Source organism: Phenylobacterium sp., assembly GCF_030679875.1.
Taxonomy (GTDB): Bacteria; Pseudomonadota; Alphaproteobacteria; order Caulobacterales; family Caulobacteraceae; genus Phenylobacterium.
The window spans coordinates 48,196-67,233 of sequence record NZ_JAUXSP010000006.1; the positions used below are offsets into that span (position 1 = coordinate 48,196).

Annotated in this window: 20 protein-coding genes; 15 read left to right on the forward strand and 5 right to left on the reverse strand. The window is 68.0% G+C overall.

Features of this window, described 5'->3' with window-relative positions:
• The first annotated feature begins 9 nt into the window (after window positions 1–9).
• A complete protein-coding gene (locus Q8K84_RS03405; RefSeq protein ID WP_305280809.1) occupies window positions 10–561 on the forward strand; it encodes a lipocalin family protein in 552 nt (183 codons plus the stop codon).
• A 44-nt stretch (window positions 562–605) separates the two neighbouring features.
• On the opposite strand, the gene Q8K84_RS03410 is transcribed toward Q8K84_RS03405, so the two are convergent.
• The 3 genes from Q8K84_RS03410 to chrA all read right to left on the reverse strand — a co-directional run bounded on the left by Q8K84_RS03410 (window position 606) and on the right by chrA (window position 2,741).
• Window positions 606–794 carry a hypothetical protein gene (locus tag Q8K84_RS03410; RefSeq protein ID WP_305280812.1) on the reverse strand — a complete coding sequence of 63 codons (189 nt, stop codon included), beginning with the start codon at window positions 792–794 and terminating at the stop codon, window positions 606–608.
• 67 nt (window positions 795–861) lie between these two features.
• Window positions 862–1,287, reverse strand: coding sequence for a DUF983 domain-containing protein (locus tag Q8K84_RS03415; protein ID WP_305280815.1), 426 nt, complete (start codon window positions 1,285–1,287; stop codon window positions 862–864).
• A 62-nt stretch (window positions 1,288–1,349) separates the two neighbouring features.
• Window positions 1,350–2,741: a chromate efflux transporter gene (gene chrA / locus Q8K84_RS03420; RefSeq protein ID WP_305280818.1), complete on the reverse strand. Its 1,392-nt coding sequence runs from the start codon at window positions 2,739–2,741 to the stop codon at window positions 1,350–1,352.
• 130 nt (window positions 2,742–2,871) lie between these two features.
• On the opposite strand from chrA, the gene Q8K84_RS03425 reads away from it, so the two are divergent.
• From Q8K84_RS03425 to Q8K84_RS03435, 3 genes are read left to right on the forward strand one after another with little or no spacing between them, the layout of a single operon-like run.
• Window positions 2,872–3,927, forward strand: coding sequence for an extracellular solute-binding protein (locus Q8K84_RS03425; protein ID WP_305280821.1), 1,056 nt, complete (start codon window positions 2,872–2,874; stop codon window positions 3,925–3,927).
• A complete protein-coding gene (locus Q8K84_RS03430; RefSeq protein WP_305280824.1) occupies window positions 3,918–5,534 on the forward strand; it encodes an iron ABC transporter permease in 1,617 nt (538 codons plus the stop codon). The genes Q8K84_RS03425 and Q8K84_RS03430 overlap by 10 nt, the downstream gene beginning before the upstream one ends.
• A complete protein-coding gene (locus Q8K84_RS03435) occupies window positions 5,531–6,565 on the forward strand; it encodes an ABC transporter ATP-binding protein (RefSeq protein WP_305280827.1) in 1,035 nt (344 codons plus the stop codon). The genes Q8K84_RS03430 and Q8K84_RS03435 overlap by 4 nt, the downstream gene beginning before the upstream one ends.
• A 4-nt stretch (window positions 6,566–6,569) precedes the next feature.
• On the opposite strand, the gene Q8K84_RS03440 is transcribed toward Q8K84_RS03435, so the two are convergent.
• Together Q8K84_RS03440 and Q8K84_RS03445 are read right to left on the reverse strand one after the other, a co-directional pair.
• Complete coding sequence (locus Q8K84_RS03440) at window positions 6,570–6,758, reverse strand: hypothetical protein (protein ID WP_305280830.1); 189 nt, start codon at window positions 6,756–6,758, stop codon at window positions 6,570–6,572.
• Complete coding sequence (locus Q8K84_RS03445) at window positions 6,755–7,909, reverse strand: PepSY domain-containing protein (protein ID WP_305280833.1); 1,155 nt, start codon at window positions 7,907–7,909, stop codon at window positions 6,755–6,757. Before Q8K84_RS03445 ends, Q8K84_RS03440 begins: the two co-directional genes overlap by 4 nt.
• A 225-nt stretch (window positions 7,910–8,134) precedes the next feature.
• Between Q8K84_RS03445 and Q8K84_RS03450 the strand changes: the two genes are divergently transcribed.
• From Q8K84_RS03450 to Q8K84_RS03500, 11 genes are all read left to right on the forward strand, one after another.
• On the forward strand, window positions 8,135–9,451 hold the full coding sequence (locus tag Q8K84_RS03450) for an OprO/OprP family phosphate-selective porin (protein ID WP_305280836.1): 1,317 nt from the start codon (window positions 8,135–8,137) through the stop codon (window positions 9,449–9,451).
• A gap of 55 nt (window positions 9,452–9,506) precedes the next feature.
• On the forward strand, window positions 9,507–9,710 hold the full coding sequence (locus tag Q8K84_RS03455; RefSeq protein WP_305280840.1) for an HIG1 domain-containing protein: 204 nt from the start codon (window positions 9,507–9,509) through the stop codon (window positions 9,708–9,710).
• 74 nt (window positions 9,711–9,784) lie between these two features.
• The gene (locus Q8K84_RS03460) at window positions 9,785–10,714 is read left to right on the forward strand and encodes a response regulator (RefSeq protein WP_305280843.1); all 930 of its coding nucleotides are present in this window, start codon (window positions 9,785–9,787) and stop codon (window positions 10,712–10,714) included.
• 36 nt (window positions 10,715–10,750) lie between these two features.
• A complete protein-coding gene (locus tag Q8K84_RS03465) occupies window positions 10,751–11,260 on the forward strand; it encodes a GAF domain-containing protein (protein ID WP_305280846.1) in 510 nt (169 codons plus the stop codon).
• A gap of 57 nt (window positions 11,261–11,317) precedes the next feature.
• Window positions 11,318–12,457 carry a GNAT family N-acetyltransferase gene (locus tag Q8K84_RS03470; protein WP_305280851.1) on the forward strand — a complete coding sequence of 380 codons (1,140 nt, stop codon included), beginning with the start codon at window positions 11,318–11,320 and terminating at the stop codon, window positions 12,455–12,457.
• A 7-nt stretch (window positions 12,458–12,464) separates the two neighbouring features.
• Window positions 12,465–13,391: a glycosyltransferase gene (locus Q8K84_RS03475; RefSeq protein WP_305280853.1), complete on the forward strand. Its 927-nt coding sequence runs from the start codon at window positions 12,465–12,467 to the stop codon at window positions 13,389–13,391.
• A 14-nt stretch (window positions 13,392–13,405) separates the two neighbouring features.
• Complete coding sequence (locus Q8K84_RS03480) at window positions 13,406–14,317, forward strand: hypothetical protein (protein ID WP_305280856.1); 912 nt, start codon at window positions 13,406–13,408, stop codon at window positions 14,315–14,317.
• Window positions 14,318–14,481: 164 nt separating this feature from the next.
• The gene (locus tag Q8K84_RS03485; RefSeq protein WP_305280858.1) at window positions 14,482–15,654 is read left to right on the forward strand and encodes an acetyl-CoA C-acetyltransferase; all 1,173 of its coding nucleotides are present in this window, start codon (window positions 14,482–14,484) and stop codon (window positions 15,652–15,654) included.
• 13 nt (window positions 15,655–15,667) lie between these two features.
• On the forward strand, window positions 15,668–16,366 hold the full coding sequence (locus Q8K84_RS03490) for an SDR family NAD(P)-dependent oxidoreductase (protein ID WP_305280860.1): 699 nt from the start codon (window positions 15,668–15,670) through the stop codon (window positions 16,364–16,366).
• 102 nt (window positions 16,367–16,468) lie between these two features.
• Window positions 16,469–16,726 carry a hypothetical protein gene (locus tag Q8K84_RS03495; protein ID WP_305280865.1) on the forward strand — a complete coding sequence of 86 codons (258 nt, stop codon included), beginning with the start codon at window positions 16,469–16,471 and terminating at the stop codon, window positions 16,724–16,726.
• Between the two features lie 96 nt (window positions 16,727–16,822).
• Complete coding sequence (locus tag Q8K84_RS03500) at window positions 16,823–18,862, forward strand: TonB-dependent siderophore receptor (protein WP_305280867.1); 2,040 nt, start codon at window positions 16,823–16,825, stop codon at window positions 18,860–18,862.
• Window positions 18,863–19,038 lie beyond the last annotated feature (176 nt).

Here is a 19,038-nt window from a genome sequence, read left to right on the forward strand (position 1 = left end):
GCCCCTATCGTGAAACCTGTTTCCGCCGCCGCCATGGCCAGTCTGATTGTTGTTGGGTCAGCAACCCTAGGCCACGCCACTGAACCGCCGACCGCTGGCCCCCTGTCCGTCGACGGCTTCTATTCCGGTGTCTGGTATGAACAGGCCCGCACCCCCACCAGCCTGACCCGTGGCTGCGAACACGCCACCACCACCTATGGCCGGACAGATGAAGGCCAGATCGCCGTCACCGACGCCTGCCGCCAGGGTGGGGCGGAGGGGCGAGAGCGCGCCCTGTCTGGGGTCGGGGTGATTCAGGACCCGGGCCAGAACGCCGAGCTTGCCGTTCGCTACCGCTTTGGCCCCTTCCGACCCAGCCGCACCTACCGGGTCATCGCCCATGCGCCGGATGGTCAGTGGTTCGTCTCCGCGGAGCCTGGCTTTGAGAAGATCTACATGTTCAGCCGGCCCACGGCCCTGCCGGTCCCGGAGATCGAGGCCCAGATCGCCGCCGTCCGCGCCATGGGCTACGCCGGAGAGGTGGAAATTCTGGCGACGCCAGGGCGTCCAGCCACAGACTGAACCTCAAGCGGCTCTGTCTGATCGCATCAAGGTCTGAGTTCTCTTTAGGCCCGAACACCCAGGGAGGCGGCCAGGGCCCGCTCGACCCGGGCCACCACGCGGTCTTCATCGGCGCCTTGCGCCCAGCGGGCGTAGACGCTGGCCAGGGACCGGGCGTGGTGATCCTGCAGGCGCACGCCCGCCGCGTCATAGGCCCGGCGCACCGCCGAACAGAACCGGTCTTCCAAGGTCACGTCATCTGTCCCCATGGGCAGAGCCGTGGGGCGCTTTGCCAAACAGGGGGTTAATTTCTGAGGCGGATTAGCCGCCGGAGGCCTTGCGGCGGTCGCGGGTGAAGCCGCCTTCGCCGTGCTTGCCGAGGCTGACGAACTCAGCGTCGCCGGCCTTGTGCACGAACTGCTCGGCCACCAGCCAGGCCTTGACGGGGCGCAGCGTGCCCAGGCATCCGCCGATCATGGCCGGAAAGGCCACGGCGATCTGGGCCCAGATCGGCGGCTGGGCCATGACCGCCCAGATGGCCCAGAGCGTCGTCACCACGACACCGACGCCGCTCATCACAAAGAAGGCCGGGCCATCGGCCGGGTCAGCGAATCCATAGTCCAGGCCGCACTGGTCACAGCGTTCGGCCAAGGTCAGATAGCCCTTGAAGAGCTTGCCCTGGCCGCAGTTGGGACAGCGGCAGCGAAGGCCGGCGCTGAGACTCGATGGGGGGTGGGGATTGGTCATGGTGATCCTGTCTTAGCAGGCCGGGCGCTTTAGGTGCAATTGCACTAAAGTCGCGGGGCCGGTCAGGTCAGCAGGCCTGCTCCATAGAGGGCGAGGCCGGCGGCCGCGCAGCCCAGCAGCAGCGGGACGACGCCGATCCGGAAGGCGAAAGCCGCGACGGCCGCGGCGAGTGTCAGCCCCAGGCTGGCCAGGTTCACGGAGCTCAAGACAGGCAGGTTCAAGGCGACCCAGGACGGCCCGGCGTCGCGCATTTGGGCGAACAGAACGTGAAGCGCAAACCAGAGGGCGAGGTTGAGGATCACGCCGACGACCGCCGCGGTGATCGTCGCCAGGGCGGCGTTCAGGGCGCGGGCGCTGCGCAGGGCTTCGACGAAGGGCGCGCCGAGGAAGATCCACAGGAAGCAGGGCGTAAAGGTCACCCAGGTGGTGAGCATACCGCCCAGCACGCCGGCCCAGAGCGGATCGAGCCCGGTGGCGTTGCGCGCCGCCCCAAGGAAACCCACGAACTGGGTGACCATGATCAATGGGCCCGGCGTGGTCTCGGCCAGGGCCAGGCCGTCCAGCATCTCGCCGGGCCTCAACCAGCCATAGGTCTGCACCGCCTCCTGGGCGACATAGGCCAGCACGGCATAGGCGCCGCCGAAGGTGACGACGGCCATTTTGGTGAAGAACACCGCGATCTGGGTGAAGACGTTGTCCCAGCCCAGCGTCAGCCCCAGGGCCAGGACCGGCGCGAGCCATAGCAGAAGGATCACCGCCGCCATCCGCAGGGCCCAGGCGAGGTTGGGTTTGGTATGCTCTGGCTGGGACTCTCCCAGAACGGTCTCGATGTCGGCTACGCCGCCGGCCGCCACGTCCCCATGACCGCCGCCGATGGAAAACCCGGGCAGCCCGGCCCGCGCCCCGAAGAAGCCGATCAGGCCGGCGGCGAGGATGATCAGGGGGAAGGCGACGCCAAAGACGGCGATGGCCAGAAAGGCGGCCGCGGCCACGGCCATCAGGGTTCTATTGCGCAAGGCCCGGCCGCCGATCCGCAGCAAGGCCTGGACGACGATCACCAGAACCGCCGATTTCAATCCGAAGAAGATCGCCGCCACAGGGCCGACCTCGCCCAGCATCATATAGAGGATGCTCAGGCCCATGATCGCCACGAAGCCTGGCAGGACAAACAGCAGGCCCGCGACCAGGCCGCCCAGGGTTCTGTGCATCAGCCAGCCGATATAGATGGCCAGTTGCTGCGCCTCTGGGCCTGGCAGCAGCATGCAGTAGTTGAGCGCATGCAGGAATCGCTGCTCGCCCAGCCAGCGCTTCTCCTCCACCAGGATGCGATGCATCACCGCGATCTGGCCGGCCGGTCCGCCGAAGGAGAGGGCGGCGATGCGGCTCCAGACCTTCAGAGCCTCTGAAAAGGGGACAGGACCTGTCGGCGGCCGGATCGGGCTGGCTTGGGTCATGCTGGCTGGCTCCGGGGCGGGTGGCCCATCCCTACGAGAATTTCCGCCCAGCGGCGAGGGCGGAGCAAGGGGTCATTGCGAAGGGTTCTCAATGGCTCTAAGTCTCTGTCCGATCAGAGGAGCCATGTCCGTGACCCCACGCTTGACCATCTTCGCCACACTCGCCGCCACTCTGGCGCTATCGGCCTGCGGCCAATCTCCGGAGCCGACGGCAGACGGTCAGGCCGCGGCGGCCGGCGAGGTCAATGTCTATAGCGCCCGCCACTATGACGTGGACCAGAAGATCTATGAGATGTTCACAGAGGCCACCGGCATCAGGGTCAATCGGATCGAGGGCTCAGCGCCGCAGTTGATCGCGCGGATGCAGAGCGAGGGGGCGGCCAGCCCTGCCGACGTGTTTGTCGCCGCCGATGCGGGCGCCCTGTGGCGCGCTCAAGAGGCCGGACTTCTGGCGAGCGTCAACTCCGAGGCTTTGAACGCCGCCGTGCCGGAGAACCTGCGGGAACCGGAGGGTCGCTGGTTCGGCTTCCAGCGCCGGGCGCGGGTCGTGGCATATGATGCCGCCAAGGTGCAGCCCGCCGAGATCGAAACCTACGAGGCGGTCGCCAGCCCCCGGTTCCGCGGCAAGCTGTGTGTCCGCTCGTCAGACAACGTCTACAACCTGTCCCTGGTGGGGGCGTTGATCGAGGCCTGGGGCCCGGAAAAAACCGCCGAGTGGGCCAGGGGCATCGTCGCAAACCTCGCCCGCCAGCCTGAAGGCGGAGACCGCGACCAGATTCGCGCCGTCGGCGCCGGGGTGTGCGAAATCGCCCTGACCAACAGCTACTATTATATCCGTATGGCCGCTGGCGATGACGCGGGCGATCGCAGCGTGACCGAGAAGGTCAAGCTGGCCTTCCCGTCGCTCGAGGGCCAGGGCGCCCATGTGAACATTTCCGGCGGCGGCGTCGCGGCGAACGCCCCGAACCGGGAGGCGGCGATTCGGTTCCTGGAATTCCTGGCCTCGCCTGAAGCCCAGACGCTGGTCTCGCAGGAGAACGGCGAATATCCCGCCAGCCCCGGCGTGGCCGTGCCGGCGCCGACCAACGCCTATGCCGACTTTACCGCCCACCCCATGTCCGTGGCCACCTATGGGCCGCGCCAGGCTGAGGCCCAGGCCTTGATGACGGCGGCGGGGTGGCGATAGCCACGACCTCGACCCCAGGGCGTGAGCCACGCAGGCCTGCGCGGCGACCGGGACTGCTCAGCCTGCTGGCGGGCCTGGCGGCTGTGGTCGCTATCCTGCCGCTGGTCGGCGTCGCCGCCGCTGCGCTGAGCGGTGAGACCGCCGCCATCCCGGCCCGGGACATCGCCCGCTATGCGATGACCTCTGCGGTGCTCGCGACCCTGGTGGCTGCGGCCACCGGCGCCTTGGGGTCTCTCGCCGCCTGGCTGGTGGTCATGCACCGGTTTCCCGGAAGGGACATCTTCGCCTGGGCGCTCGCCCTGCCGCTGGCGGCGCCGGCCTTTGCGGTGGCCTACGCCTATGCTGACCTGTTCGACGTCGCCGGTGATCTGCGGATCTGGATGCGGGCGGCGCTGGGCTTCGATCTGCCGTTTGAAATGCGCAGCATTCCCGGCGCGGCCTTCGTCCTGACCTGCGCCTTCTATCCCTATGTCTATCTGGCCATGCGTGCGGCCTTCGTGAACCAGTCGGCGCAGGCGCTGGAGGCGGCCCGGGCCCTGGGCTGCACCTCGCGGCAGGCCTTCCTGCGCGTGGCCCTGCCCCTGGCCCGCCCGGCCCTGGCGGCGGGAGTGGCGCTGGCCGTAATGGAGACCCTGGCCGACTATGGCGCCGTCCAGTTCCTGAGCGTCCAGACCCTGACCACCGGCGTGGTGCGGGCCTGGTTCGTGTTCGGCTCCCTTACCTCTGCGGCCCAGTTCGCCCTGCCGCTGCTGGGCGCCGCGGCGCTGCTGCTATGGATCGAGCGATGGGGGCGGGGCGGGCGCGGCTATGAGAGCGCCAACGCCCGCTGGCGACCGCTGCCGTTGACCGACCTCAGGGGCGGCAAGGGGGCGCTGGCCGCTCTGTTCTGTCTGACCCTTATCGCCCTCGGCCTGCTGCTGCCGGCAGGCTGGCTGGCTATCGCCTTTCTGAATGTGAGCCCTGACTGGCCGCGGCTGATCCAGGCCGGGACCCATTCCCTGACCCTCGCCCTGGTAGGGGCTGGCGTCACTGTGGCGCTGGCCACAGCCCTGGCCCTTGGTGCGGCCCGTGTCCCGCATCTGGCGAGGCTGGCCAGTCTGGGCTATGCGACCCCCGGGGCCGTCATGGCCATCGGCCTGCTGGTCCCCGCAGCCCTGGTCTGGCGTCTGGCCCCGGGCGCCGCCCAGGGGTTTGGCGCGGGCCTCATCATGCTGGTCTACGCCTATGCCGCCCGGCTGATGGCCGCGGCCCTGGAGCCCATTGATGCCGGTTTGTCCCGCGTGACCCCCTCCATGGTGCAGGCCGCCCGGACCCTGGGGCGTAGTCCGCCCGGTGCGGCGTGGAGCGTGCAGCTTCCCATCGCCCGCGGGGCTCTGCTGACGGCCGGCCTGGTGGTGTTCATCGATATTCTGAAGGAGTTGCCCGCGACCCTCATCCTGCGGCCCTTCAACTTCGACACCCTGGCGGTGATCGCCGACAACTATGCCCGGGACGAGCGCCTGGCGAACGCCGGCTGGCCGGCCCTGCTGATCGTGCTGATCGCCCTGCCGGCGGTGATCTGGCTGACCCGCAAGATCGCCGCCTCCCGGCCAGGAGATGGCGCATGAGCGACGCCGCAGCCCTCGTGGTCCGGGGGGTGTCCAAGGCCTATGGGGCGCGGTCGGCGGTCACGGCGGCCGACATGACCTTGCGCCAGGGCAAGATCACCTGCCTGCTGGGCCCGTCGGGTTGCGGCAAGAGCACCCTGCTGCGCCTGATCGCAGGTCTGGAGACCCCTGACGCCGGGGAGATCGAGGCCGGCGGCCGACCGCTCTCAGGGCCTGGATGGGCCGTGCCGCCAGAAGACCGTGGCATCGGCCTGGTCTTCCAGGACTATGCGCTGTTTCCGCACATGACCGCCCTGCAGAACGTGGCCTTCGGGTTGCGGGCCTTGCCGGCGGCGAGGCGTCGGGCCCACGCCCAGGCGATGCTCGAGGCCGTTCAACTAGGCTCCCGCGGCGGGGCCTGGCCCCACGCCCTGTCTGGCGGGGAACAACAGCGGGTGGCCCTGGCGCGGGCCCTGGCCCGGAGTCCTGACATCCTGCTGTTGGACGAACCCTTCTCCGGCCTCGACGCCCACCTGAAGGGGGAGGTGCGTCTGTCGCTGACCGAGGCCCTGCGGGCGGCCGGGGCCACCGTCCTGGTGGTCACGCACGACGCCCGCGAAGCCCTGCTGATGGCCGATGACCTGGTGCTGATGCATCAGGGTCGGATCATCCAGGCCGGCGCCCCCCGGGCCTGCTATCTCGACCCCGTATCTCCCGAGGCCGCCCGGTTGCTGGGGGAGGTGAACCTGATCTCCGGCCAGGTTGTGGCCGGCGTCGCCCAGACACCCTTCGGACCCATGCCGGCGGGCGGCTGCGCCGATGGTCCAGCGGTGGTCATGGTGCGACCGGAGGGCTTTCAGCTCGTCCAAGAGGGCGCCGCCGCGCAGGTCGCCCACGTCCGGTTCGGCGGGAGCTACCACGAAATCCAGCTGGAGGCGGACGGCCACCGGGCCCACATGCACCTCGCCGGGGGCGCTCCTGAGGCTGGCGAGAGCGTCACCGTGCGCCTCGATCCTGACCTGGCCCGGGTCTTCCCCGAGACATCGGCCTGAGCGCCTAGCGTCTTCGGTAGAGGCGGCCCCAGACGACGGCGGCGAGGGGAATGCTCAGCGCAGCCCAGGAGAGCCAGTCGCCCGGACCATTGGTCATCAGGGCGGCGATGAGGCCGACTCCGCTGGCTACTAGGATCATCAGCGGGGCGGCGAAGGTGCGCCACAGATTGGCGCGGCCGGAGGTTCGGCTCATGCGCATTCCGCTGGGGACATGGCGGGCTTGTCGCGAAGCTGGGCGACCACGGGATCGCTTGCAGGGGCGCGCCGCCGGCTCAGCCAGAGATAAATCCCGCTGACCAGGATCACGACGGCGGCGATGTCGAGCAGGGCCCAGAGAACCTTCAGGGGCAGACCCCCATAGTCGCCGAAGTGCAGGGGGCCAGAAAACAACAGGGCTTGGGCGTACCAGGGCATCGGACGGATGGCGGTCAGTTCGCCGGTCTGGGCGTCGATCAGGGCCGGGGTCAGCAGGTGCTTGGTGAGCGACGAGTCGCCCTGCATGAAGACGGCGTAGTGATGCTGGGTCGAATAGGCCACGCCTGGAAAGGCGACGAACTGGACGCGCATGCCCGGGGCGGCGGCGAGCGCGGTGTCGATGGCGTCCTGGATCGACGCCTCGGCGCGGGCCGGGGGCAGATCTCGATAGGGGGCGGTCATCTGGGCGAGCTGGTCGGCCTGCCAAAGCTGAATGATCGGCTGGGACAGGGTGTTGATCGTGCCCGTCAGCGCCACGACGCTCAGCCAGGCCACGGTCACCACCCCGAGCAGGTTGTGATAGTCGAGCCACATGACGCGGGTCGACCGCGAGATCCGCACCACCCCGAAGTCCAGTTTGCGCATGAACGGCGCGTAGAGGACCACCCCGGAGACGATGGCGGCGAACACCACGAGCCCCATGAAGCCTAGGAACAGCATGCCGGGCAGGCCCATGAACATCTCGATATGCAGGGTCAGCAGGACATCCATCAGGCCGCCCTCAGGGCGCGGCGGCAGCGGTTTGGCGCTGGTCCAGTCGAAGGACGCGAAGTGCATGTCGGCATTTGCGGCGTCTGGGCTGGGTCCTGTGGTGATGCTCACCACGGGTCGGGTCTCGTCGAAGCTGAGATAGAGGGGGACCTCAGCCTCCCGCGCCGCCAGGGCGACAGCCAGCATTCTGTCGAGGCTTAGGGTCGGGGCGCCCAGCGGCGGCGCCTCATAGGTCCCGTGGGTCCCGAGAGCCTCGTCGATCTCGTGATGGAAAATCAGCGGCAGGCCGGTGAGGCAGAGCATCAGCATGAAGGCCGTCGAGACGAGGCTGGTCCACTTATGGACCACAGACCAGGTGCGGACGGTGTTTCGGGTCATACGGCAGCTTGCGACAGGGGTGCGGTTGCGAATTGCTTTCAACTATCCGGCTCGGTGCAGGGACGCAACGCGCCATGCCCGTCTCGCCCGTGCGAGCCGCCACGGATCAGAAATCCACCAGGGCTGACACGGAGAAGGTCCGCGCCCAGATCCAGGTATGGCGCTGGCGGATGGCCGTCAGTATAGGGAGGAATGCCCGCCCGCAGATCTGTTCATGCCATCTGGATGGCCACCGCTCTCAGCCTCATCGCCGCCGAGGCGAGCGCCCAGAGCGCCCTGTCCCCGGAGGTCGCCGCCCTGATCGAGGCTCAGGCGGCGAAAATCCGAGACCTGGAGGCGCGGCTGGCCCGCCTGGAAGCGCGCAGGGACGTGGCCGCCCTCGTCGCCGAGCCCGCCCCCAGTGTCGCCGCAGAGGCGGCGGCGCCGCTCGGCCTCGCCACGAGAACAGACTCGCCGGTGGCGGCTGTCGCCTCGAAGCCGGCAGGCCTCTCGCCGCCCACCATGCGAGGGCGGGCCCAGTTCGACGCCCTGGTCTACAACAATGACGAAGGCTCGCAGAGCACGGGCACCGAGGTGCGCCGGTTTCGCCTGGGGGCCAAGGGCGACCTGAGCGACCAGTTGTCCTATGTGGCCGAGGCCGACTTCGGCGGGGCCGAGGTGTCGCTCCAGGACGTGATGCTGACCTATGAACTGGCGGAGGGCAGGACGCTTTCGGTCGGATACTTCAAGCCCCCGATCACCCTCGATGAGCTCACCTCCAGCAATGAAACCGTCTTCCTGGAGCGGTCGGCCTACGCCTCCACCTTTGCGCCGGGGCGGCGCGTGGGCGTGGCCGCCCGCGCCTGGGGTGAACAGTGGGGCGTCAGCGGCGGTCTGTTTGGAGAGACCGAAGACAGCGACCTCGACACCGAGCGGGAGGAGGCCTGGCTGGCGGCCGCCCGTGGTTATGTGGACCTGCTGGGCGGGGAGCCTGCCCTCCACCTGGGGCTGTCGGTCTATCATACCCGGCTGCCGGACCGGGGACCGGGGGTCTGGCTTCGGGTGCGCCCCGAGACCGGGCGCGCCCCGCGGGTGTTGGACACCGGCGCTTTCATCGCCCAGGAAGGGACCTTCGCCGGCCTTGAGTTTGGGTACGGGTCCGGACCTTTGACCCTGCAGGCCGAGGGCGGCGGCGTCGACTATGCCGGCGCGATCTCCGGCCCTGATTTCGGGGGGTGGTCAGCCCAGGCTGCCTGGCGCTGGACCGGTGAGTCCCGCCCCTACGATATCGAAAACGGCGTCTTTGGCCGGATCAGGCCGACCCGGCCGCTGGGTCAGGGGGGCTTCGGCGCGCTGGAGACCGGCCTGCGGGTCAGCCACCTCGATCTTGCGGACGAGACCGTCGATGGCGGCAGCATGACGACCTACGGTCTGGTGGTGAACTGGCTGCCGATCACCCGGCTGCGCCTGTCGGCCAATCTAATCCAGGCTAGGATCGAGCGTTTGCGCGCCGCGCCTGTGGACGAGACCCTGCTGACCCTCCGCACCGCCATCGACTGGTAGGGTTTCAGCGGAACTCTGCACCTTTCAGGACCGTTGGGTTTGAAAGGAGACCACCATGTTAAATTTGAGTTGGGAGATCTTCTTCCCCATCGGCGCGGCCCTACTGGGTCTCGCTATCGCCTACGGCCTATTTCGCTACGCCCGTCGAGACCGCCGCAACGACGCCATCACCGAGCAGGCGACGCGGGAGGAGTATCGCCATCCCGAGCGTTATGAGCGGACCGAGGATGAGTTTCGCGACAAGGTTCGCCCGACCTGATCGCCCTGCGTTAACCTTGACCATAAACCGCATCTCAAGCCCTCCGCGCCATTTTCGGCGAGACAGGGGGCTTGATGAACACTCGGCGGCATCTACCAAGCGCGAACCTCAAGGCTGATGATCTGTCGGACCTGAAGGTGTTGGTCGTCGACGATCACACCAACACGGTCCGCCTGATTGTCGACGTGCTGCGCGCGGCAGGGATCGGCGCGGTGTTTTCCGCGGCGGAGGGGTTGAGCGCCCGGCAGGTGCTCGCCCGGGAAGAACCCGATGTCGTCTTCACTGACTGGCGTATGCCCCTGATGGACGGCCTGGAGCTCACCCGTTCCATCCGCGCGGCGGCGGTCGCCCGTGATCGCAGCGTCCCAAACCCCGCCATCCCGGTGATCATGGTCACCGGCCATCGAAGCGCCGCCGAGGTCGAGGTCGCCCGGGAGGCTGGCGTCAATGAGTTCGTGATGAAGCCGTTCACCCCGGCGGCCCTGCTGTCGCGGCTCCAGGCGGTATTGACCCAGCCCCGCAGCTTCATCGTCAGCGCCAACTATCTGGGGCCTGACCGGCGCCGGAAGGCCGAGATCAGCTATGCTGGGCCCCTGCGGCGGACCAGCGACCCCGATGAGGTGGTGGACGTGGTGGAGCGCCAGGCGGCGCGTGAAACCATCAGCGTCGAGCTGGAGGCCATGCGTCGGCTGATCGCCGCGCGCGGTGGCGTCGATCGGGCCACGCTTCAGATGACCTATCGGGTGATGCAGCACACCCGCTTCCGCGCTCGCCAGGTACGTGACCGGATGCTGGAGCGCGCCACCGACGACCTGCTGGCCTATGCCGCCGAGGTCGGTGGGATGGAGCACTGTGAGTCTGATATCGTTGAAGCCCACCTCTCGGTTCTGGGCCAGATCCTGGAAGGCGACGATCATGACGCGGTCGGCGCGGCCAAGCAGGTGCGGGGACTAGAGGCTCTGATCCGCCGGAAGCGCGCCGCCCGCCAGATCCTTGCGGCCTGATCTCGCCCTGGCGCATGCCTTCGTCTAGGAGGGGGCATGGCTGAAGCTTTTAACGATCTGATCCTGCCGGCTGAAAAGGCTGAGCGCTATGCTCTCCTCGCCGAGGAGATCGCCGCGGTGCTCGACGGCGAACCCAATCTCACCGCCCGCATGGCGACGGTGGCCTCAATGCTCGCCGCCAGCTTCGACCACTTTTTCTGGACGGGCTTCTACGTGGTCGACCCCGACAAGCCCCGGGAACTGGTGGTGGGCCCCTACCAGGGCACGCTCGGCTGTCTGCGCATTGCCTTTGGTCGTGGCGTCTGCGGAGCGGCCGCCGAATCCGGCCAGACCCAGGTCGTCGAGGATGTCCACGCCTTCCCTGGACATATCGCCTGTGACGCCAGGTCGGCTAGCGAGATCGTCGTTCCAGTGTTCGACGGCGCGGGCCGTCTCATTGGCGTGCTTGACGTCGATTCAGACCAGAAGTCGGCCTTCGACGAGATGGACGCCTCCTGGTTGCAAACTATTGTTCATAAAGCGTTTTCCATAGCGAGAACGGCCTGAGGCTTGCAGCGTTTCCACCAGCCGTCTCTCCCCGGGACGGCCCGAGCGGATTCACTGATGTCACCTAGCCAAACCCTGCACCCGGCCAATCTCTGCAGCGACGACATCGCTGCCTGGCGGACCATCGCTGCGGCCGAACCGGCCTTCGCCTCGCCATTGCTGGGGCCAGACTTCGCCTTGGCCGTGGGCGCCGTGAGGCCGGACGCGCGTGTGGCGGTCTGGCGGCGGGACGGTCAAGCTGTGGGCTTTCTGCCGCACCATTTGAAGACAGGCGGCCTGGCGCGTCCCATCGGCGCGCCCCTGTCCGACTATCACGCCCTCGTCAGCCGCGCGCCGCTGGCGCCGGGAGAGGCCCTGGCTGAGGCTGGCCTGGGCGCTCTGCGGTTCACGGGTCTTGTCGATCCCCACGACGTGTTCGCCAGCGCGGTCCGGGCCCGGCGTGTCGCCTATGTCATCGATCTCGAAAGCGACGCCGAAGCCTATCTTGAGGACCTGCGCGCCCAGAGCCCCAAGCGGTTCAAGAACTATCGCCGCCTGCAGAGCAAGATCGCCCGCGAGCTAGGGGAGCTCACCCTGAGCGCCCCGGACCAAGACCGCGCAGCCTTTGACCAGCTGATCGCCTGGAAGCGAGAGCAGCTTCAGCGCACTGGAGCGCACGACTTCCTGGCGCCGGACTGGACCCGGGCGCTGATGATGAACCTGTTTGCGACTACCGAAGGGGACTTCCGAGGCCTCATGCTCACCCTGCGGGTCGATGGCCGGGTCGTAGCGGGTCATTTCGGCGTGCGGCTGGGGGATGTTTATCATCCCTGGATCGCCGCCACCGATCCTGAGGCGGGCGCCTATTCGGTGGGGCAGCTCTTTTTGCTGCAGGCGATTGCGGCGATGCCCGAGCTTGGCCTGCGGACCTATGATCTCGGCCCGGGGCACGATCACTACAAGGCGCCCTATGCCCTGACCCAGCGCGAGATTGGCGAAGGCACCGCCCTGGCCGCTGGCGCCGCCGGCTGGCGCTCGCGCCTGGGTGAGGGCGCCTGGCGCCTGGCTGGCGCGGGCTGCGGCCCGATCGCTGGCCGGGTTCGGCGCCGTTTCGAAACCATCTCGGACGTAGAAGTCACCCTGAGCGGCCGCGTGCGCGGCCTGGCGAACGCTGTCGCGTCCAAGGCGCGTCGCAGCAGCGCGGAGATCGAGGGGTGATAGCGAAATGTCGGAACAGATCAGCCTGATCATCCCCACCCAGCGGCGGCTTTCGGGCCTGAGCACGGCCGCGCGCAGCCTCTTCGCCCAGCAGGGCGTTGAGCGCTCGCGCCTGGAGTTGGTGGTGGTCGACAACGACCAGCAGCCCTCGGCCCGGGAGACCGTGGAGGCCCTGGCGGTGGAGGCCCCCTTCCCGGTGGTCTATGTCCACGAGCCCGAGCCGGGCGTCGCCAACGCCCGCAACGCGGCCATGGCCCGCGCCCAGGGTGACTTGATCGCCTTTCTGGACGATGACGAGGAGGCGCCGTCGAGCTGGCTGGCCGACCTGTTGTCCACCCGCTCCGCCCTGAACGCCGATGTGGTCTTTGGCCCGGTGCGCGGCCGGGCCCCGCCGCAGATCACCCGCCATCGGGACTATCTGGAGACCTTCTTTTCCCGTCTGGGTCCGCCCTCATCCGGGCTCATTGAGGGCTACTACGGGTGCGGCAACAGTCTGCTGCGTCGGGCGGCCCTGCCTGACCCACATGCGCCTTTTTCGGCCCTGCGCAATCATACCGGCGGCGAGGACGACCTGTTGTTTGGCCAGATGAAGGCCCATGGCGCTCGCTTCGCCTGGTCGGCGGAGGCCTTTGTCTGGGAGGACCCGGTCCTGAACCGGCTTAGCCTGGACTACACGATCCGCCGCGCCTTCGCCTATGGCCAGGGGCCCTCAGCCGCCTGCGCCGCCGCCACCCCGCCCAACTATCCCGGCCTCGTCTTCTGGATGGCGCAGGGGCTGGTTCAAGCCGGGGTCTTCGGGCTCCTTGCGGGCTTCAAATGGCTAATCCGCGCCCCAGACCTCGCCTTCACCCTCGACCGCGCCGCCCGCGGCCTGGGGAAGACCCTGTGGTGGGGGCCATTCAAAATCGAATTCTACGGCCGAAGCGCCGCCTGACCATGAGACCTGCAATGATCATCCAAGACTGGACGGCTGAGAAGGCTGCAGCCTTCGGCAAGCAGACCCTGACCTTCGCCCACGACCTGCACCAGCGGCCGATGTTCACCGACGAGGGCCTGGCCGAGGCCCTCGACGCCTATCCCAGGGCCAAGCTTGGCGTCTTCACCATGGGGAAGGATCCCCGGGACTGGACCACCTGGCGCAAGGGTTCGGCCGATGGCCTGAGCGGGGCGCAGCTCCTGGAGTCGGCCCAGGCGGGCCGGATCTGGCTCAACCTTCGGGAAGCTAACCTCTATCTGAAGCCCTACGGCGATCTGGCCGAAGAGGTCTTCGCTGAGAAGGAGGCCATGGCGCCCGGCCTGCGCACCTTCAAGCGTGACTTGGGCGTGCTGATCTCGTCGGCCAACGCCCAGGTCTTCTATCATCTGGACGTGCCGCTCGTGTCCCTGTGGCAGATCCGCGGGACCAAGCGCGTCTGGGTCTATCCGCCCAAGGCCCCCTATGTGGGGGAAGAGGCGCTGGAGAAGATCGTCCTGCGGGAGAGCGCCGAGCAGTTCGCCTTCGACCCGGCCTGGGACACCGGCGCCCAGGAGGTTGAGCTCACCCCCGGCAAGATGGTGACCTGGGCCCAGAACGCGCCGCACCGGATCGAGAACGGGGCGATGCTCAATGTCTCCCTGTCCATGGAGTTCATGACGCCCCAGGCCCTGCTGCGGGCCAATGTCATCTATGCCAACGGCGTCATGCGCCGCCGCGCGGGCCTGCGGCCGCGCCTGAGCGACGGGGTCAGTCCGGCCAATCTGGGCAAGCTGGTTCTCGCCCGTGGCGCCAAGGCCCTGAAACTGCAAAAGGCCCATGAGCGGATCCTGCCGGCCACCTTCCGCCTGGACCCTGGGCAGCCTGGGGCCGTCCTTCCGATCTGAGCGAAAACCGCCCCAAAACGCCCGGTTGGCTTACCTCGCGGCGCCTGAATAGACTTGTTTTCGACGCGCCAGAGGGCGCGCGGCAAGCTTTAGAAGATCGATCCGTCGCCCGGCGCAGATGACACCATCTGGCCAGGCCAGGGTCCAGGCAAGGGAGCGGAACAATGGGCGAAGCCTATATCGTCGCAGCCACACGCACGGCCGGCGGCCGCAAGGGCGGCAAGCTGAAAGACTGGCATCCGGTGGATCTGGGCGCCGTGGTTCTGAATGAACTGGTCGACCGTACCGGCATGGACCCGGCCCGGGTCGAGGACGTGATCATGGGCTGCGTCATGCAGGTGGGCGAGCAGGCCATCAATGTGGCGCGCAACGCCGTCATGGCCTCCAAGCTGCCGGAAAGCGTGCCGGGCACCAGCGTCGACCGCCAGTGCGGATCTTCCCAGCAGGCCCTGCAGTTCGCCGCCCAGGCGGTGATGAGCGGCACGCAGGACGTGGTGATCGCCGCCGGCGTCGAAAGCATGACCCGCGTGCCCATGGGCTCCTCGGCCGCGCTGGCCGCCAAGGCCGGCATGGGCCAGTACAAGAGCCCGCGGATGGAGGAGCGCTATCCCAACATCCAGTTCTCCCAGTTCATGGGCGCTGAGATGATGGCCAAGAAGTATGGCCTGACCAAGGATCAGCTGGACGAGTTCGCCTATCACAGCCACCAGCGGGCCATCGCCGCCACCCAGGCCGGCGCTTTCAAGGACGAGATCGTCGCCCTGACGATCAAGGACGAGGCCGGCGCCGAGAGCGCGCATACGGTCGATGAGGGCATCCGTTTTGACGCGAGCCTCGACGGCATCCGCGGCGTGAAACTGCTGGTCGAGGGCGGAGCCATCACGGCGGCCACCTCCAGCCAGATCTGTGATGGCGCCTCGGGCGTGATGATCGTGTCGGAAAAGGCGCTGAAGGAATTCGGCCTGACGCCCCTGGCCCGCATTCACCATCTGTCGGTCATGGGCCATGACCCGGTCATCATGCTGGAAGCCCCGCTGCCCGCCACCCAGCGGGCCCTGGAAAAGGCCGGCATGAAGATCGACGACATCGATCTGTTCGAGGTCAACGAGGCCTTCGCCTCTGTGCCCGTGGCCTGGCTCAAGGCGACCGGCGCCAATCCGGAAAACATGAACATCAACGGCGGCGCCATCGCGCTCGGCCACCCGCTGGGCGCATCGGGCACCAAGCTGATGACCACCCTGGTCCACGGTCTCAAGGCCAAGAACAAGCGCTATGGCCTGCAGACCATGTGCGAAGGCGGCGGCATGGCCAATGTGACAATCATCGAGCGGCTCTGATAAGCTTGGGCGCATGAGCCCGCGCATCATAGCCGTCACCGGCGCCTTCGGGGTCCTGGGGGAGGTGGTCGCCACGGCCGCCGCCCTCCAGGGCGCCCGACTGGCGCTGATCGATCACAGCATGGTCCCGCCTGACGGACTGGTCGAGGCCTGCGGCCTCGACGCCCTGGTCCTGACCGGGGTCGACCTGGCTGATCCCGCAGGCGCGGAGGCCGCCATGGCGGCGGTGAAGGCCCGGTTCGGTCAGCTGGACGTCCTGATCAACATTGCAGGCGGCTTCCGCTGGCAGACCCTGGCGCAGGGCGACCCGGCGGTGTGGGATCTGCTCTACGCCACCAATGTAAAGACCGCCGCCAACACAAGTCGCGCAGCGCTGGACCTGCTGAAGGCCAGCCCAGCAGGCCGCATCGTCAATGTCGGGGCGGCGGGGGCGGTGAAGGCCGGCGCTGGCATGGGCGCCTATGCCGCCGCCAAGGCCGGCGTCCACCGGCTGACCGAGAGTCTGGCCGAGGAGCTCAAGGCTGACGGGGTCACCGTCAACGCGGTCCTGCCATCGATTATTGATACCCCGGCCAACCGTGCGGACATGCCAGAGGCCGATTTTTCCGCCTGGGTCGCGCCGGCCGACCTGGCGCAGGTGATCCTCTTCCTGGCGTCGGTCGAGGCGCGCGCGGTCACCGGCGCCCTGATCCCGGTGACAGGCCGGACCTAAGGGCTTTTCGGAACGTTCCGAAGGGCTGCGCGTTCCCATTGACCGCACGTCGCCGGCCAGATCCTGGCCCAGGCGCGGCAAGGCCCTGGAGACCCTGTCCTGATGAAGCTTTCCCGAACCAGCGCCGACGATGGCGTCCTGATGTACGCCGGCGTCATCGAGAAGGTGGGCTACGAGATCCAGAGCGACGAGAAGATGAAGATCGGCAAGGGCGAACTGATCGGCGCCCCGGAACTGATGCGCGACGCCTTCCGTCACGGCCGCCTGACACTGAAGCTGGCCGAGGGGTCCGACCTCCGCATCCTGATGGTCGCCCATACCGAAGGTGGCGACCGGGCCTATTTCGAGATCGAGACCTAGCAGACCGAAATCAGGGGCTGAGCCCCCTTCTCCTGCCGGCCATTTCCCGCCAAGCTGTCAAAAAACCAGAACACGACAGCTCCGGGGAGGAGCGGGATGATCCTCACAATCCTGGCCGCAGGCGCGGCCAGCCTCGTCGTCGCGCAGGCAGAGCCTGCGCCGGCGCCCGACCCTGAGCGCCCGCCCGCCGAGCAGGGCGTGATCTCCTATCCCCCCAGCGCCTTTGCGGAGGCTGCGCCGGACACCGCCTATGACATGGTGCTGCGCCTGCCGGGGTTCGCCTTCGACAAGGGCGCGGTGGTGCGTGGGCTGGCCGGGTCTGGCGGCAATGTGCTGATCGATGGCCAGCCGCCAGTCTCCAAGAACGACGCCCTGGACGAACTGCTCAAGCGAATCCCCGCCTCGGCGGTGGCGCGAATCGAGTTGATCCGAGGCGGCGCGCCGGGGGTCGATATGCAGGGGCGCTCGGTGATCGCCAACGTGGTGCGCGCCCGAACAGGCGGCGCCCAGGGCGCGGTCATGTCCTCGGTCCATTTCATCAATGACGGACGGGTGCTCACCAGCCTGCGGGCCGAGGGCCAGGCCGAGTGGGCTGGCCGTCGGTTCGAGGGCTCCCTGGTTTATGGCAAGGGCCCCGATGACACCTTGGGCGACGGTCCGCGGATCAGGTTTGGCCCCAATGGCGAGGTGTTGATCGAGTCGGTGGTGGACGGTGACGCTGGGGGCCTGCGGGCCTGGACGACCGGCGCTATGGAGAGCCCCCTGGCGGGGGGCCGACTGCGGGTGAACGGCGCCTATATGCGGACGCCCGCCAGCGGCGAGATCACCGACCGGCTGACGGGCGGGGGCAAGGAGTACGAATACTACACCAATGTCCGACTTCAGCGGGAGCTGGGGGGCCGTTACAGCCGCAGCCTAGGGGCGCGGACCACCCTTGAGGCCGTGGCCTTCCAGCAGTGGAACGACGTGGAGACCCGGGCCGATTTTGAGGCTCCGGGTCTGCGCCGCGACTTCGACCTGGACAAGGCGGTGACCGAAACCGTGGGGCGCGTCACGTTGCGGCGACCCCTCAGCCCAACCCTGAGCCTGGAGTTCGGTGGAGAAGGGGCGCTCAATCGTCTGGAGAGCCACACCGCCTTCACCCTCAATGGGCGCGCGGTTCCGATCCCCGCCGCTCAGGTGCAGGTGGAGGAAACCCGCAGCGAGGCCTTCGGCACGGTCACCTGGCGCGGGGGGCCGGGGCTGACCCTGGAGGGCGGGATACGCCACGAGACCTCGTCCATCGCCTCGACGGGTGACGTGACGCTGGAAAAATCTCTGGCCTTCACCAAGCCGCGGCTGTCGCTGGCCTGGTCGGCCGGCGGCGGGCGACAGTTGCGCCTGCGGCTCGAGCGCGAGGTGGGCCAGCTCAATTTTGATGACTTCGTCGCCTCCTCCTCGGCGGTCAGCACCGGAGCAGTGCTCGCGGGCAATCCCGACCTCCGCCCCCAGCAAGCCTGGGTGAGCGAGGCTGCGTTCGAGCAGCGGTTCGAGGGCGGGACCGTGCTGGTGGCCACCCTGCGGGCGTCTGACCTCACCGACGTCATCGACCGCGCGCCAATCTTCGTTCGTGGGGTCGCCGTGGCCGACGCCCCTGGGAACCTGGGAGACGGGATCCGGCGCGAGGCGATCATCAACCTGACCCTGCCCCTGGACCGCCTGGGTGTCCGCGGCGGGCAGCTGAGAGGGCAGGGAACTTGGCGGCGCACGGAGGTCGATGACCCCCTGACCGGCCAGCCGCGGGAGATTTCCGGCCTGCGCCCGGTCGAATGGGAGGCCCATTTCACTCAGGATCTCCCGGCCCTGCGGACCAATTGGGGCGTCGACGTCCTGGGCGGCTATCGGGAACGCTACTTCCGCCTGAGCGAGGTGGAGACGCGCAAGGTTGGAACCTGGGTGGTGGTCTTCGCCGAGTACAAGCCGCGCCGCGATGTCATTCTCCGGCTGGAGTTGCAGAACCTGGGCGAGCGGAACGTGCAGCGGATCCGTGAGATCTATGTGGGGCCAAGGTCCGACGGCCGACTGGCCTATGTGGATGTCCGCGACCTGGAGTACGGGCGCGCGGTCTTCGTGCGACTGCGCAAGACCTTCGGGTAACGCAGGTCCACGACGCCGGCGTCAGGCCGCGGCCAGACAGCAACAGGTCCGAGGGTTGTACGCCCGAAATCTCCCGTTGCGGCCGAGCTTCACAGAGTTGTCTTGCAACCCGGGCAGGGGGCGCATGTGGGGTCTGGGCGTGACCTATCGCTTCAACTAGGTCGACAGCGGATCGA

Coding starts and splice junctions, on each gene's coding strand:
- Q8K84_RS03415 (WP_305280815.1), bottom strand. CDS start 1,287: ATGACCAATCCCCACCCCCCATCGAGTCTCAGCGCCGGCCTTCGCTGC.
- chrA (WP_305280818.1), bottom strand. CDS start 2,741: ATGACCCAAGCCAGCCCGATCCGGCCGCCGACAGGTCCTGTCCCCTTT.
- Q8K84_RS03435 (WP_305280827.1), top strand. CDS start 5,531: ATGAGCGACGCCGCAGCCCTCGTGGTCCGGGGGGTGTCCAAGGCCTAT.
- Q8K84_RS03440 (WP_305280830.1), bottom strand. CDS start 6,758: ATGAGCCGAACCTCCGGCCGCGCCAATCTGTGGCGCACCTTCGCCGCC.
- Q8K84_RS03445 (WP_305280833.1), bottom strand. CDS start 7,909: ATGACCCGAAACACCGTCCGCACCTGGTCTGTGGTCCATAAGTGGACC.
- Q8K84_RS03450 (WP_305280836.1), top strand. CDS start 8,135: ATGGCCACCGCTCTCAGCCTCATCGCCGCCGAGGCGAGCGCCCAGAGC.
- Q8K84_RS03455 (WP_305280840.1), top strand. CDS start 9,507: ATGTTAAATTTGAGTTGGGAGATCTTCTTCCCCATCGGCGCGGCCCTA.
- Q8K84_RS03460 (WP_305280843.1), top strand. CDS start 9,785: ATGAACACTCGGCGGCATCTACCAAGCGCGAACCTCAAGGCTGATGAT.
- Q8K84_RS03465 (WP_305280846.1), top strand. CDS start 10,751: ATGGCTGAAGCTTTTAACGATCTGATCCTGCCGGCTGAAAAGGCTGAG.
- Q8K84_RS03470 (WP_305280851.1), top strand. CDS start 11,318: ATGTCACCTAGCCAAACCCTGCACCCGGCCAATCTCTGCAGCGACGAC.
- Q8K84_RS03475 (WP_305280853.1), top strand. CDS start 12,465: ATGTCGGAACAGATCAGCCTGATCATCCCCACCCAGCGGCGGCTTTCG.
- Q8K84_RS03480 (WP_305280856.1), top strand. CDS start 13,406: ATGATCATCCAAGACTGGACGGCTGAGAAGGCTGCAGCCTTCGGCAAG.
- Q8K84_RS03485 (WP_305280858.1), top strand. CDS start 14,482: ATGGGCGAAGCCTATATCGTCGCAGCCACACGCACGGCCGGCGGCCGC.
- Q8K84_RS03490 (WP_305280860.1), top strand. CDS start 15,668: ATGAGCCCGCGCATCATAGCCGTCACCGGCGCCTTCGGGGTCCTGGGG.
- Q8K84_RS03495 (WP_305280865.1), top strand. CDS start 16,469: ATGAAGCTTTCCCGAACCAGCGCCGACGATGGCGTCCTGATGTACGCC.
- Q8K84_RS03500 (WP_305280867.1), top strand. CDS start 16,823: ATGATCCTCACAATCCTGGCCGCAGGCGCGGCCAGCCTCGTCGTCGCG.